Below are 13,784 nucleotides of genomic sequence, written 5' to 3' on the forward strand. Positions count from 1 at the left end.
CGTCTGGTCCGTGCCCCGGCCCGCGGTGGCCGACGCCCGGGTGGGTTGGCACCGGCTCAACCCGAAGCGGCTCCGGATCGAGTTCACCGACGGCTCGTGGCTGGCGTTCACGGTGCCGATCGCCGAGCCCGGCACGCCACTTCGCGAGATCGCCGCCGCACTCACCGGCCGCTGACCCGCTCGACCTGCCGCGAGCACCGGCGAGCTGGCCGTGGTCTGCGGCATCGCCGCCGGGGACAGCGCGGCCTACAGCGGTGCCGACTCCAGTGGTGCGGCCTGCGACGGTGTCTGCGGCGGCGCGGGCAGCAGTGGCGCGGGCAGCGGTTCGCGGTGCAGCACCGAGAGGCGGGACACCGCGCGGGTGAGCACCACGTACAGCCGGTGCAGCCCGCGTGGTTCGGCCGCGACGATCGCGGCCGGCTCGACCACCACCACGTGGTCGTACTCCAGACCCTTGACCAGCGTCGCGGGCACCACGGTGACCCGCTCCGCGGCGGCGACGTCGTCGGCGGTCGCGGTGGCGACGCCGGCGGCGGCCAGCGCCGCGCGCAGCTCGTCGACCGCGTCGTCCGCGGCGATCACACCGACCGAACCGTCGTGCGAGAGCGCCGCCTGTACCTCGGCCACCGTCGCGGCGGTCAGATCGGTCACGGTACGCACATCCAGGCCGCCGTCGTGACGCAGCGACTCGGCCGGCGGTACGTCCACCGCCAGCGCCGGCAGCAGCAGGTTGGCGAACGCGACCACCGCGGCGGGCACCCGGAAACCGATTGTCAGCGGAACCACCACGGCGTCCGGCTTGCCGAGGTGGGTCAGGGACTCCCGCCAGTCGGTCGCCGCCCACGGCGCGGTGCCCTGCGCGAGGTCACCGAGCAAGGTGACGGAGCCGTGCTCACTGCGGCGGGCGATGGCCCGACACTGCATGGGAGAGAGATCCTGAGCCTCGTCCACCACCACGTGCCCGAATCCGGAGGGGCGCTCCAGCAGCCCGGCAGCCTCGTCGACCAGCACCGCGTCGGCGGCGGTCCAGCGGGCGGCCTTCGGCGTACGGGCCGGCTTCGCCCAGACCAGCAGCGCCTGCTCCGCGTCGCTGAGCAACCCGTCCGCCGCGGCGGCGAGTCGGGCCGGGTCGGAGAGCAGGCCGTGCACCAGCCCTTCCGGGGTGAGCGCCGGCCAGACCGCGTCCAGGAAGTCCACCACCGGCCGGCACCGGCTCATCCGGCGCAGCCACGCGTCGCCGGGCGACTCCGCTCGCCGCGCCTCGGCCTGCCGTTGCAGCAGACTCACCACGCGTGCCCGGACCCGCTCCCGGCCGGTGCCGTACGGCAGCCCCTCCCGACGGGTCTCCTCGACGATCCGGTGCAGCGGCTCCAGCCCGATCCGCCATCGGAACGAACCGTCCGACACGGTGATCGAGTCGGTCGGCGTACCGATCTGTGTCTGCACCGCGCGCCGCAGGACGCTCGCCATCCGCGCGTCGTGCTTGAGCGCGGCCACGGCCGGCGCCTCCACCGCCCGCACCGGTACCCGTGAGATCAGCTCCTCCACGGTGGCCTGCTCGACCTCGACCTCACCGAGCGCCGGCAGCACCGCCGCGATGTACGACAGGAACGCCCTGTTCGGGCCCACGATCAGCACACCCGCCCGCCGCAGCCGCTCGCGGTGCAGATAGAGCAGGTACGCGGCCCGATGCAGGCCGACCGCCGTCTTGCCGGTGCCCGGCGCCCCCTGCACGCAGATTGAGTCGGCCAGGTCGGCCCGAACCAGCTCGTCCTGCTCCGGCTGGATCGTGGCGACGATGTCGCGCATCGGCCCGACGCGCGGTCGCTCGATCTCGGAGGTGAGAATCCGACTGTTCGTGCCCAGTTCCTCGCCCCGGTCCAGCCGCTCATCCTCGAAACTGGTCAAGACCCCGTTGCTGAACCCGAACCGCCGCCGGACCGCCACACCCTGCGGATCCCGCGCGCTGGCCCGGTAGAACGACCGGGAGACCGGCGCCCGCCAGTCCAGCACCAGCGGCTCGCCGTGCTCGTCGGTCACATGCCGCCGCCCCACGTGATACCGCCGACCGTCATGGTCACCGCCGCCGCCGCTGCTGCCGGCACCGCCGCCGCTGCTGCCGGCACCGCCGCTGCCGCCGCTGCCGCCTCCGGTGCCTCCGCCTCCTACGCCGGCGCTGGTGATGGTCGTGCTGCTGGTGGTGGCTGCGCTGCTGGTGCTGCCGGCGTTGGTCGTGGTGGCGCTGGTCGTGAGTCCGGTGGCCGTCTTCTCGCCGCTCGTGGTTCGACCGAAGTCGAGGCGGCCGAAGAACAGCGGTGTGGTGGGGTCGTCGGCCAGTTCAGCCACGCGGCGGGCCAGCGTACGGCCGAGCATCTCCGCCGCGTACGGGTCGCCGGCCACCTGGTCACCGGTCGAGAAGAGGGCTTCGGCCCGCTCCCGCATCCGGCGGAGCGCCGCGCGCGAGGTGGCCAGATGGGCGCGTTCGGCGACCAGATCCGTGTCGGGGTGGGTGTCCAGGTCAGGTGCGGGCATGCTGACGTCCCATCGTTCACATCTGCTGCGCGCTCGCGTGTCCGGTGGCGGATGGCCGCCCGCCCGGCGCGGTGACGTCCGTTCCGGTGCAGCTCACCTCGGCCGTCAAGCGGGCTGCAACCCTACGCCCTTCCGAAGACCCCTTCCACCGAATTACCGACCGGACCACCCGTTCAGGCTGGCGTGGCGCATGACGACGTAGCGCGGGCGCGCACTTCGACGAGATCATCGTCTGCGGCCCCGGTGTTGCGGGTGCGGTACGTCGCGGGCGGCCCTGAGGCCGATGTTGGGCGGTGGCCAGGCTGGGCGATGACCAGCCTGGGCGATGACCAGCCTGGGCCGGCTGGCGTTGAGCAGGCAGGGCGGGCCGACCTGGGCCGGTCGGGGGCAGCGCATGCCAACCTCGGCCGGGTCGCGATGGGCTGACCTGGACCGGCCAGATGGCTTTGCCGGCGCGTCGGGGGCGGCGGGACAGGCGTGGGCGATCCAGCCGCCGATCCGGTAGCTGGGCTCGGCCCGCTGCGCTCGGCCGGTTTGCGATGGGTGAGCCTCGCGGGATTCAGCAGCGCCGGTGGTAGAGGTTGCGACGAGGCGTGCGGAGCGGGTCCATCCAGTCGGGCGGGAGGAATTCGGGCCTGCCGTCCGCTGCGATGCGGACGGTCCAGTCACCCTGGTGCAGGAGTCGGTGATGGTGGCCGCAGAGCAGGACCGCGTTGCTCAGCGTCGTCGTGCCGCCGTCGGCCCAGTGGCGGATGTGGTGACCATCGCACCATCGCGGCGGCCGGTCGCAGCCGGGGAAGGCGCAGCCGCCGTCGCGCAGGACCAGCGCGCGCCGCAGGGGGCCGGTGAAGAGGCGGCGCTGACGCCCGACGTCCAGGATCTGGCTGTTGCCGCCCAACACGGCCGGGAGCACCGCGGCGTCGCAGGCCAGGCGGCGGACCGCGCCCGGCGTGAGACGCACCCCGGTTTCCAGGGTGCCCGCCCGTACGCCGTTGACCAGGGCGTCCAGTGACATCGTGACCACCAGTTGCGGCCGGTCTCCACCGTTGTCGGGCAGGTCGCCAGTGCGCAGTGCCAGTCGGCAGATCTCGCCGAGTGCGTCCGCCCGGCGTTGACCGGGACTGCGCTCGTCGTGCTCACCGACCGGGGCGCAGAGCGGATCGATCGCCTCGCGCAGCAGGCTCGCGGTCTCGGTGTCGAGGGTGCCGCTGAGGCGTACCTGACCGTCCTGCTGGTCGGAGAGGGTGACGTGCCGGCGGGCCTCGGCTCGCTCGGTGGCCCGCTGCAGAGCTCTCAGCTCTGCCTGGTCTGCCAGGTCGGGCGCGACGTGCGCGAGGACGCGCTCCCCGAGACGGCTCAGGGTGGCCGGGTCGAACCGATCGGCCCACGAGATCAGCAGCTCGATGGCTTTGTCGGCCACCTCCGGCCCGGCTTCGGCGGGCAGGGCGGCGATCGTCTCCGCCAGCACCCGCCCCTGCTCCACGGTCATGGTGCCGGCGTGCACGGCATCGCGGACCGCTGGTGGCGCGGCGTCGAGGGTGGCCGCGAGCTGAACGAGCTGGCGGGCGGATCGGCTGGAGAGCCGGAGCCGATTCCGCAGCCAGACCGAGGTGGACGAGGCGCCTTCGGCAACGGCCAGACCCCGGGCATCCAGCTCGCGCACCAGACCGAGCTGGACGGCGGCCAATCGCTGCACCACCTGGTGAGCTGCGTCGAGCGACGCGAGCAGTTCGTTGTCGGAGAGGGCCCACGCCGCGGCCTCGACGCAGTCGTCGACGGCACCGCTCGCCTGTGTCAACGCCCCCAACATGAAGACACGATAGAACAGGTGTACGACAACTTTGCGCCGCCGGATGACTGTCCTGCTCGGCCCCGCCAACCCGCCAATTCGGGGTACGCAATTGCCGGCGGTCCGCGGTGACGCGAAGGAAGGCCGCCACTGGCGTCGACGCAGCCGGCGACGACGAGTTCGGCCCCCTCGGCTGTTGGGTGATCGCGGCATGGGCCTGCGCCGGGGGTCCGACGTGGGCGGGATGCGAGGGGTGATGGCGGGTCAGGTGGGCGGCCGGGATCATGGAGGCATGACCGAGGCCCGTCCCGAGCCGCTTCGGATGGTCAGTGACCCGCAGGTGATGCGGGCGCTGGCCCATCCGGCCCGGATCGCGATCATGGAGTATCTCCATAGCCAAGTCGGTGGCGGCACCGCCACCGAGTGTGCGGAGATCGTCAGGCTGTCACCGAGCGCGACCAGTTATCACCTGCGGGCGTTGGCGAAGTTCGGCTTGGTGGAGCAGGCGCCGAGCCGAGGGGACGCCCGGGAGCGGGTGTGGCGCACGTCGAGCCCCAGCCTGATGGTCGACGCGGGCCGCGAGGCCGGGCCCGAGGCGCGGGCCGCGGAACAGGCTCTGGTGGAGGCGCACGCGGTGCGCGCCATGGAGCGGACCCGGGACTGGTTGCGCCGCGCCGGGGATGAACCCCCTGAGTGGTACGACGCCGCGCTGTTCAACGAGGCGCTGCTCGTGCTCACGGCAGAGGAGTTGGCCGCCCTCAACGAAGCGGTCTTGGCGCTGCTGAGGCCGTACTACCCACGGCACCGCAGGGATGTGCCACCGGACGCGCGTTCCGTCGCCGTTCAGTACCGGACGGTGCCGCTGGCATAGACGGGGGCTGTGTCGACCAGTTGTGAAGGATTATTTTCGAAGTATGTCCTTCACAACTGGACGGTCGCGCTGGTCCGACGTGTGGCTCGCCGCCGCCGCCCGTGGAACCACGATCTGTGGCGACTTCCTCGCCGCCACCGCGCTCGCGCTGGCTCTGCAGGGTGCCGGAGCCGGCGGGCCCGCCGTGTCGGGGCTGCTGCTCGCGGCCACCCTGCCCCTGGTGGTGCTGGCACCGCTCGCCGGCCGGCTCGCCGACCGGGTCGACAGCCGTACCCTGCTGGTGACCGTCGGGCTGGCCCAGGCCGCGATCTGCACGTTGCTCGCCGTCGTCGCCCAACCGGTCCTGGTGGTCGCGCTCGTCGCGCTGCTCGCCTCCGGGCTCGCGGTTACCCAGCCCTGCCTGGCGGCGCTGCTCCCGGCGATGGTCCGCCGGGCCGACCTGCCCCGCGCCAATGCGATCAGTCAGACCGCTGTCTCCCTCGGCGCGCTCGGCGGCCCAGTGCTGGCCGGGCTGCTGGTGGGGCAGTTCGGCACCCGCGTACCGCTGCTGGTCGACGCCGCGACCTACCTGGCGCTCGTGGCGGCCGGCCTGCTGCTGCGGACCCGACGCGGCGGTCGCCGGACCGCAGCCGCCGTGCCGACCGCCGCCGGGCCGTCCGTGGCCGGGCTGCCTACTGCGGGCGGTACGACCGAGGGCTGGCGACTGCGGCTGGACCCGCTGATGCTCGTCATGGTGGTCAGCACCGCCGTGGTGATCGCGGCGATCGGCGGCATCAACGTGATCGAGGTCTTCTTCATTCGGGAGACGCTGAAGGGGTCTGCCACCACGTACGGCCTCGTCGGCGCCGCCTGGATGGCCGGGATGTTGCCCGGCGGCTGGCTGGCGGCGCGGCTCGCGCGCCGGCTCGACGACGACGGTGCGCTGGTCCGCGGAGTGCTGATCGCGCTCGCGGGGTGCAGCCTGATGGTGCTGCTGGCCGCGTTGGTGCCGACAGCGGGCGTGCTGGTGCCGCTCTGGCTGGTGGCGGGCGCGGCGAACGGCCTGACGAACGTCTTCGCCAACCTTCTCATCGCCCGCCGGGTGCCGGAGGCGATGCACGCCCGCTCGTACGCCAGTTTTGGCGCGGCGGTGCAGGGCGGCTCGATGACCGGTTATCTGCTCGGCGGTGCGCTGCTCACGCAAGTGTCGCCCCGGCCGTTGATCGCGGGGGCCGGAGCGGCCGGGCTCCTGGTGGTGCTGGTGTTCGTGCCGGTCGTCGCCCGGGCGGTACGCAGGCCGGTACGCGAGCAGTCGGCCGGACCGGGGCGTGACACGACTGCCGGACCGGTACGCCCGCAGTCCACCGGCCCCGAGTGCGAGGAAACGACCGGATCGGAGGCTCTGCGACCGGGTGGGACGGATGCGGGGTTGGCCACTCCGGGCCGGCCCGCCGGGCCCTGACCGGAGGCCAGGGATACGGTCGGGTCATGGCTGAGCGCGTCGCACGCCCGCGGGTCGGGCACATCCAGTTCCTGAACTGCCTGCCCATCTACTGGGGGCTGATGCGCTCGGGCACCCTGCTCGACGTGGACCTGCACAAGGACTCGCCGGACCGGCTGAGCGCGGCGCTGGTCGCCGGCGACCTCGACATCGGCCCCATCACGCTGATGGAGTACCTGAAGCACACCGACGAGCTGCTTCTCCTGCCGGACCTGGCGGTGGGCAGCGACGGGCCGGTGCTCTCGGTCAACATGGTCTCCACCCGTCCCCTCGCCGAGCTGGACGGCGCCCGGGTGGCGCTCGGCTCGACCTCGCGGACCGGGGTCATGCTCGCGCAGTTGTTGCTCGCCGAGCGGTACGGCGTGCGGCCCGACTACTTCCGCTGCCCTCCGGACCTGACCCAGATGCTGCTGGAAGCCGACGCCGGGGTGCTGATCGGGGATGTGGCGCTTCGGGCCTACCACGAGGCGCCGTTGCGAGGCCTCACCGTGACCGACCTCGGACAGGCCTGGCGGGAATGGAGCGGGCTGCCGATGGTCTTCGCCGTCTGGGCGGTCCGCCGCGACTTCGCCGCCGCACACCCGGGCCTGGTCAAGGAGGTGCACGAGGCGTTCCTTCGCTCGCGCGACCTCTGCCTCTCGGAGCTGGATCAGGTCGCCGAGGCGGCAGCGCGCTGGGAGGCGTTCGACGCCGCGACGCTGGCCACGTACTTCCGGATCCTGGACTTCTCGCTCGGCGAGCGGCAGGTAGCCGGGCTGCGCGAGTTCGCCCGGCGGGTAGCCGCGCTCGGCGAGGTCCCGGCGCTGCCCGACGGCGGCCCGGAGTTCTTCGCCGGCTGAGCCGCCGAGCCGAGCCGAGCCGACCGCCGAGCCGAGCCGACCTCCCCGCGCCGAGCCAAGCCGACCGCCCCGAGCGCCCGAGGCGCGCCGACCAACAGCGGTCGGCGCGTGATCAGGTGCCGGGGCGCAGCAGTGCCTCGGTGATCTTCTCGCAGTTCTTCATGCCGTAGTCGTAGCCCATGCCGATCGGGTACTTGACCATCACGCCCATCGTCCAGGTGTCCCCGATGGCCAGGCAGTTGATGTGCATCTCCTGCTCCGCGGTCCGGTCGATCCACCCGTTCTTGATGGCGATCTGCTTCTGCTCGGCGGCCGGGAACGCCTTGCGGATGCCGAAGTCACCGGCGCCGCGGACGAGCTTCATCTCGTTGAGCAGCCACTTGGTCCACTTCGGCCCGGCGGCGGTGCCGGTGGCGATGCAGTTGCCCAGGCGAGCGGTGTCGCGGGGGGAGAGCGCCGTGCGAGACCACCCCTTGTCGGGGGCGACGCTGCTGTCGGTCAGCTTGCACATCGAGAGCAGCCGTCGGATCGAGGCGTCCCGGCCGACCGAGTTGTAGAACTGCTCGGCCCGCGTGTTGTCGCTGTCCCGGATGATCCGGGTGGCGTCGGCGAGCTTCGCGTCGCTCGGCGTCTGGCCGGCGTCGGCGGCGCGACGCAGATAGTCGGCGACGATCCAGGATTTGATCATCGAGGCGGTGGTGCTGGTCTCGCCCATGTTCTTCGAACCGATGATCTTTCCGGTCCGGCGGTCGAGCACGCTCCAGGAGTACCAGCCCTGGATGTCGAGGTTGAGGTCCTTGGCCTGGAACGGCAGCGGCGCCAGCGAGGGGCTCGGGCTCGGCGACGGCGGGGAGGGCTGACGGGCACTGCGGTCGGTGGCCGCTCCGGTGGACCGGTCGCTGGTCGTCGCCTCGGAGTCACCCCACTTGGCGGCCGCGGACGACTCGAACGGCGACCCGGGCAGGAGCCGTAGCGACACCAGCACCAGCCCGATGAGGATGACCGCGACAGCGATCAGGCGCAGCGGCGAGGTCTCGCCCGCACCGCGCCGGTCGGCCCGCCGGTTGCCGGCCATCAGAGCTTTCCGACCGGCTGCTGCGGCACCTTGAGCGCGGCGCCCGGCTGCGGGGTGACCAGTTGGGTGGCCACGCTGGCGCAGACCTGCGCGCCGTAGTCCAGACCGTTCTTGATCGGGTAACGCAGCATCACCGCGAGACTCCACTTCCCGTTGACGGCGAGGCAGTTGACGTGCCAGTTGCCGTCGTAGTTGATCGCGGTCCACCCGTTCTTGATGCTGACCGGCCCCTGCGCGGTGATCGACTTGGGCAGACCGTTGATGATCCCCCAGCGGCCACCGCCGGACTTGAGCTTCTGGTCCTTGGCTGCGGTGGTGCCCTTGACTTGGCTCATCTCGCTGAGCACCCACTTCGTCCACTTGGGGCCGGCGGCCTTGCCGTCGGCGATGCAGTCACCGAGCCGGACGGCGTCCCGCGGGGACATGCGGGTGAAGCTCCACCAACCCTCGTACTTCGGGACGTTGCCGCGCTTGGTGTCGGTCAGACCGCAGATGCTGATCGCGCGCTTGACGACCGGCCCGGGTTGCCCGCCGGGCGGCACGGCGTACGAGCCGCCGGCGGCCTTGTAGACCGCGTTGGCCGCGTCGTCGTCGCTGTTGCGGATGGCGAGGCTGGCCGCCTTCTTCAGGTTCGCCGGCGGTTCCCGGTCCTTGAGCTGCCGCAGATAGTCCGAGACGATCCACGCCTTGAGCATCGATTCCGTGGAGCTGGTCGAGGCCATGTTCGACGAGCCGGAGATCTTGCCGGTCTGCCGGTCCATCAACGCCCACGAGAAAAACTCGCCCTTGAAGCTCACCGACACCCGGCCGGCGGCCAGCGTGGGCGGTGGCGGCGGAGTGGGCGCGGGCGCGGCGACGCTGGCGCCGCCACCGCCGCCTCCACCACCGCTGTCGTCGGTGGAGAGTCGGGCGTACGCGGTGGGGACCAGCAGGACGCCACCGAGAAGAACCGCCACGATGGCGAACACCATGGTCACGCGAGATCGCATGAGTTGGGTGAGCTCCAGATGTCAGGGCCGGGGGGACCGGCTTCGTTGTCCGGGGCGACCGGTGCGTGCGCCAAGGCCGGGGGCGGTGGCCTCTGTGGAGACGGCGTGGGGGCAGCCGATCGTGTGACCGGCAGAAGTCTACGTCCGGACGGGCCGGGCACCAGGGTCCGACACCAGGCAACGTGCGACATCGGTGGAAAATCACGCTGGTCTGCGGCTTCTGGGGGGTTTCATCTTCTTCCCGTGACCCAAGTCATAGGAGGCTGAGTCACGATCCGTAGCCAGGAACTGCCCATCGGTGACGGAACGTCATTCGGGTTTCCTGTTACACCCCCTGGTGCATCAGGGCGCAAGCTGTAACACTTGTCCACATGTATGGCAACGACTTCTCCGCCCCTGGCGACGCACCGGACGACGCGCCCGGCGCGGGCCTGCTCGGCGAGGTCGAGGCCGCCGAGGCGGAGCTGCGTGCCGCCGCCGCGCGCGAGCGCCGCGGCGGTCCCGCACCGGACGAGGACCTGGCCGCGTACTTCACCGAGGTGGTCGACGCGGAGCAGAAGATCGAGCCGCGCGACTGGATGCCCGAGGCGTACCGCCGGACGTTGATCCGGCAGATCGCCCAGCACGCCCACTCCGAGATCATCGGCATGCAGCCGGAGGGCAACTGGATCAGTCGGGCGCCCTCGCTCAAGCGCAAGGCGATCCTGCTGGCCAAGGTCCAGGACGAGGCGGGCCACGGTCTCTACCTCTACGCGGCCGCCGAGACCCTCGGCATCAGTCGCGACGAACTGGTCCAGCTGCTGCTCGACGGTAAGCAGAAGTACAGCTCGATCTTCAACTACCCCACGTTGACCTGGGCGGACGTGGGCGCGATCGGCTGGCTGGTGGACGGCGCGGCGATCGTCAACCAGGTGCCGCTGTGCCGGTGCTCCTACGGCCCGTACGCGCGGGCGATGATCCGGGTCTGCAAGGAGGAGTCGTTCCACCAGCGCCAGGGCTACGAGATCCTGCACACCCTGGCGCACGGCACCCCGGCACAGAAGGCCATGGCCCAGGACGCGGTGGACCGCTGGTGGTACCCGTCGCTGGCCATGTTCGGCCCGCCGGACGGCGACTCCACCCACTCCGCCCAGTCGATGGCCTGGAAGATCAAGCGCTTCTCCAACGACGACCTGCGCCAACGCTTCGTCGACATGTGCGTCCAGCAGGCGGAGATCCTCGGGCTGCGCATTCCCGATGACGACCTGCGCTGGAACGAGGAACGGCAGGCGTACGACTACAGCCAGCCCGACTACGACGAGCTGATGCAGGTCATCAAGGGCAACGGGCCGTGCAACCGGGAGCGGATGGCGCACCGCCGGGCCGCCCACGCCGACGGCGCATGGGTACGCGAGGCCGCCGCGGCGTACGCCGCCAAGCGAGCGGACAAGAGGGAGAAGGTGGCCGCGTGAGCAACGAGCACTCGCCTCTGTGGGAGGTCTTCGTGCGGGCGCGGCGCGGGCTGTCGCACACCCACGTCGGCAGCCTGCACGCCCCGGACGCCGAGCTGGCCCTGCGCAACGCCCGCGACCTCTACACCCGCCGACAGGAGGGCGTGTCGATCTGGGTGGTGCCGGCGGGCGCGATCACCGCGTCCAGCCCGGACGAGAAGGACGCCTTCTTCGACCCGGCCGCCGACAAGGTCTACCGCCATCCCACCTTCTACGAGGTGCCGGACGGGGTGGCACACCTGTGAGCGGGCCGTTCGGCTTCGCCCTCGCCCTCGGCGACGACGCGCTGATCGCCGCGCAGCGGCTGGCCGAGTGGACGACCCGCGCGCCGGAGATGGAAGAGGACATCGCGCTCGCCAACATCGCCCTCGACCAGCTCGGCGCGGCCCGCCTGCTGCTGTCGTACGCGGGTGAGCTGGAGGCGGCAGGTCGGGACGAGGACGCGCTGGCGTACCTGCGTGACGACCGCGAGTTCCGCAACGTGCTGCTGGTCGAGCTGCCCAACGGCGACTTCGCGGTGACCATGGCGAAGCTGTTCTTCCTGGCGGCGTACCAGTTGCCGCTCTACACCGCGCTCGCGTCCTGCCCGGACGAGCGGCTGGCCGCCATCGGCGCGAAGGCGCGCAAGGAGTCGGCGTACCACCTGGACCACGGCGCGCTGTGGGTCAAGCGGCTCGGCGACGGCACCGAGGAGTCGCACCGCCGGATGCAGGAGGCCGTCGACCACGTCTGGCCGTACACCCACGAGCTGTTCGCCGCGGACCCGGCAGCGCCGGTCGACCCGGCGGGCCTGCGGGCGGCGTTCGACGAGACCGTCGGCCCGGTGCTGGCCGAGGCGACGCTCACCCGCCCGGAGCGCGGCTGGGCTCCGACGGGCGGGCGGGCCGGCGTGCACACCGAGCACCTGTCCTACCTGCTGGCCGAGATGCAGGTGCTGCACCGCGCCCACCCCGGGGCGCAGTGGTGACCGACGCGCGAATGGCGGCGGCGAGCGTGGTGGACCCGGAGATCCGGGTGATCACCATCGACGAGCTGGGGATCCTGCGCGCGGTCGAGGAGGACCGGGCCAGTGGCCGGGTCACCGTCACCATCACCCCGACCTACACGGGCTGCCCCGCCATGGACGTGATCCGGGCCGACGTCCGGCGCGCGCTGGCCGCGGCCGGTTATCCGGACGCCGAGGTGCGGACGGTCTACAGCCCAGCGTGGAGCACCGACTGGATCTCCGATGTCGGGCGGGCCAAGCTGGCCGCCGCCGGGATCGCCCCGCCGTCGCCGGCGCCCGCCCCCGGCGTGGTGGCGCTGACCCTCGCGGTCCGCTGCCCGCTCTGCGGCTCGCCGGAGACCGAGCAGGTCAGCCGGTTCGGCTCGACCGCGTGCAAGGCGTTGTGGCGCTGCCGTTCCTGCTCCGAACCCTTCGACCACCTGAAGGCGCTGTGACAGTCACCATCTCCCGGCCGGTCCGCCGCCGGCCGGCCTTCCACCCGCTGCCGGTCGCCGCCGTCGACCGGCTCACCGACGACTCGGTCGCGGTCACCTTCGCCGTACCCGAGGAGTTGCGGGAGGCGTTCGCGTTCCGCGCCGGTCAGCACCTCACCGTGCGGCGGGTGACCGACGACGGCGACGACGTGCGCCGGTCGTACTCCATCTGCTCCACCCCTGACGACCTGGCCCGGCACGGCCGGCTGCGGATCGGGGTGCGGGAGATCCCCGGCGGCGCGTTCTCGGCGTTCGCCTGCGGCGCGCTGCGCCGCGGCGACACCGTCGAGGTGATGACGCCGCTGGGCACCTTCACCACGGCGTTCGCGGCGGACCGGGTGCGCCACTACGGCGCGGTCGTCGCCGGCTCCGGCATCACCCCGGTGCTCGCGCTCGTCGGGACGGCCCTGGCCGTCGAGCCGGCCAGCACCTTCACCCTGGTGTACGGCAACCGCACGGCCAACCGGGTCATGTTCGCCGAGGAGCTGGCCGACCTGAAGGACCGCTACCCCACCCGGCTGCACCTGGTGCACGTGCTGTCCCGGGAGCAGGGTGAGTCGCCGCTGCTCTCCGGGCGGATCGACGCCGAACGGCTGGAGCGCCTGCTGGGCACCATCGTGCCGGGCGAGGTCATTGAGGAGTGGTTCCTCTGCGGCCCGTACGGCATGGTGGTCGACGCCCGGGACGTGCTGACCGCGCGCGGGCTGCCGGAGTCGGCGGTGCACACCGAGCTGTTCCACGTCGACGCGCCACCGGAGCCGGTGGCCCGCCCCGTCGACCAGCCGGGCACCGGTTCGGACGTCACCATCGTGCTGGACGGTCGGTCGTCGAGCTTCACGATGGGCCGCGAGGAGCGGGTGCTGGACGCCGCGCTCAAGGTGCGCGGCGAGCTGCCGTACGCCTGCAAGGGCGGCGTCTGCTCGACCTGCAAGGCGAAGGTCGTCGACGGGGCGGTCACGATGGCCCGCAACTACGCCCTGGAGCCCGACGAGCTGGCCGCCGGCTACGTGCTGACCTGCCAGTCCAGCCCGACCACCGACAGGCTGACGGTCGACTACGACGCCTGACGGCCGACTCGCGGACCGTGTGGCGTGCCGGACGGTCCACGGTCGATACCGAGCCTGTCGAGCTGCCCCAAAGATGGGGCAGTCAGGACGGCCGCACGGTGGGCTGGCCCCCGGCCCGGGGGGTGCGCAGCGCATCACAGCCGTCAGCACCCGTCCGGGAGAGGGCGCGGGGC

Annotated in this window: 13 protein-coding genes; 9 read left to right on the forward strand and 4 right to left on the reverse strand. The window is 72.1% G+C overall.

Features of this window, described 5'->3' with window-relative positions; translation table 11 throughout:
- Positions 1-10: 10 nt before the first annotated feature.
- Complete coding sequence (locus ACFYPH_RS12095; RefSeq protein WP_387181206.1) at positions 11-175, forward strand: hypothetical protein; 165 nt, start codon at positions 11-13, stop codon at positions 173-175.
- Positions 176-246: 71 nt separating this feature from the next.
- On the opposite strand, the gene ACFYPH_RS12100 is transcribed toward ACFYPH_RS12095, so the two are convergent.
- Together ACFYPH_RS12100 and ACFYPH_RS12105 are read right to left on the reverse strand one after the other, a co-directional pair.
- On the reverse strand, positions 247-2,532 hold the full coding sequence (locus tag ACFYPH_RS12100; RefSeq protein ID WP_387181208.1) for a HelD family protein: 2,286 nt from the start codon (positions 2,530-2,532) through the stop codon (positions 247-249).
- A gap of 559 nt (positions 2,533-3,091) precedes the next feature.
- The gene (locus ACFYPH_RS12105; RefSeq protein ID WP_387181211.1) at positions 3,092-4,342 is read right to left on the reverse strand and encodes a DUF222 domain-containing protein; all 1,251 of its coding nucleotides are present in this window, start codon (positions 4,340-4,342) and stop codon (positions 3,092-3,094) included.
- A gap of 271 nt (positions 4,343-4,613) precedes the next feature.
- Between ACFYPH_RS12105 and ACFYPH_RS12110 the strand changes: the two genes are divergently transcribed.
- The 3 genes from ACFYPH_RS12110 to ACFYPH_RS12120 are packed head-to-tail and all read left to right on the forward strand — an operon-like array spanning position 4,614 to position 7,511.
- Positions 4,614-5,192 carry an ArsR/SmtB family transcription factor gene (locus ACFYPH_RS12110; protein ID WP_387181214.1) on the forward strand — a complete coding sequence of 193 codons (579 nt, stop codon included), beginning with the start codon at positions 4,614-4,616 and terminating at the stop codon, positions 5,190-5,192.
- Between the two features lie 43 nt (positions 5,193-5,235).
- Positions 5,236-6,633, forward strand: coding sequence for an MFS transporter (locus ACFYPH_RS12115; protein ID WP_387181217.1), 1,398 nt, complete (start codon positions 5,236-5,238; stop codon positions 6,631-6,633).
- Positions 6,634-6,659: 26 nt separating this feature from the next.
- Positions 6,660-7,511 carry a menaquinone biosynthesis protein gene (locus ACFYPH_RS12120; RefSeq protein ID WP_354853855.1) on the forward strand — a complete coding sequence of 284 codons (852 nt, stop codon included), beginning with the start codon at positions 6,660-6,662 and terminating at the stop codon, positions 7,509-7,511.
- 112 nt (positions 7,512-7,623) lie between these two features.
- Here ACFYPH_RS12120 and ACFYPH_RS12125 read toward each other — a convergent pair whose 3' ends face one another.
- Complete coding sequence (locus tag ACFYPH_RS12125) at positions 7,624-8,586, reverse strand: hypothetical protein (RefSeq protein WP_387181220.1); 963 nt, start codon at positions 8,584-8,586, stop codon at positions 7,624-7,626.
- On the reverse strand, positions 8,586-9,575 hold the full coding sequence (locus ACFYPH_RS12130; protein ID WP_354853861.1) for a hypothetical protein: 990 nt from the start codon (positions 9,573-9,575) through the stop codon (positions 8,586-8,588). Before ACFYPH_RS12130 ends, ACFYPH_RS12125 begins: the two co-directional genes overlap by 1 nt.
- A 371-nt stretch (positions 9,576-9,946) precedes the next feature.
- On the opposite strand from ACFYPH_RS12130, the gene paaA reads away from it, so the two are divergent.
- Genes paaA through paaE form a run of 5 tightly spaced genes read left to right on the forward strand, consistent with a single transcriptional unit; the run spans position 9,947 to position 13,611 of the window.
- Entirely contained in the window at positions 9,947-11,026 is a 1,080-nt protein-coding gene (paaA, locus tag ACFYPH_RS12135; RefSeq protein WP_355065331.1) for a 1,2-phenylacetyl-CoA epoxidase subunit PaaA, read from the forward strand.
- Positions 11,023-11,310 carry a 1,2-phenylacetyl-CoA epoxidase subunit PaaB gene (paaB, locus tag ACFYPH_RS12140; protein ID WP_266248073.1) on the forward strand — a complete coding sequence of 96 codons (288 nt, stop codon included), beginning with the start codon at positions 11,023-11,025 and terminating at the stop codon, positions 11,308-11,310. Before paaA ends, paaB begins: the two co-directional genes overlap by 4 nt.
- A complete protein-coding gene (gene paaC / locus ACFYPH_RS12145; RefSeq protein WP_354853868.1) occupies positions 11,307-12,032 on the forward strand; it encodes a 1,2-phenylacetyl-CoA epoxidase subunit PaaC in 726 nt (241 codons plus the stop codon). Before paaB ends, paaC begins: the two co-directional genes overlap by 4 nt.
- Positions 12,029-12,505 (forward strand): 1,2-phenylacetyl-CoA epoxidase subunit PaaD, encoded by a 477-nt coding sequence (paaD, locus tag ACFYPH_RS12150; protein WP_354853870.1) that lies wholly within the window; start codon positions 12,029-12,031, stop codon positions 12,503-12,505. Before paaC ends, paaD begins: the two co-directional genes overlap by 4 nt.
- Positions 12,502-13,611 (forward strand): 1,2-phenylacetyl-CoA epoxidase subunit PaaE, encoded by a 1,110-nt coding sequence (gene paaE / locus ACFYPH_RS12155; protein ID WP_355134256.1) that lies wholly within the window; start codon positions 12,502-12,504, stop codon positions 13,609-13,611. The genes paaD and paaE overlap by 4 nt, the downstream gene beginning before the upstream one ends.
- Positions 13,612-13,784 lie beyond the last annotated feature (173 nt).

Origin of the sequence: Micromonospora sp. NPDC005252 (assembly GCF_042872475.1) — a bacterium.
In the GTDB taxonomy this organism is placed as follows: Bacteria; Actinomycetota; Actinomycetes; order Mycobacteriales; family Micromonosporaceae; genus Micromonospora.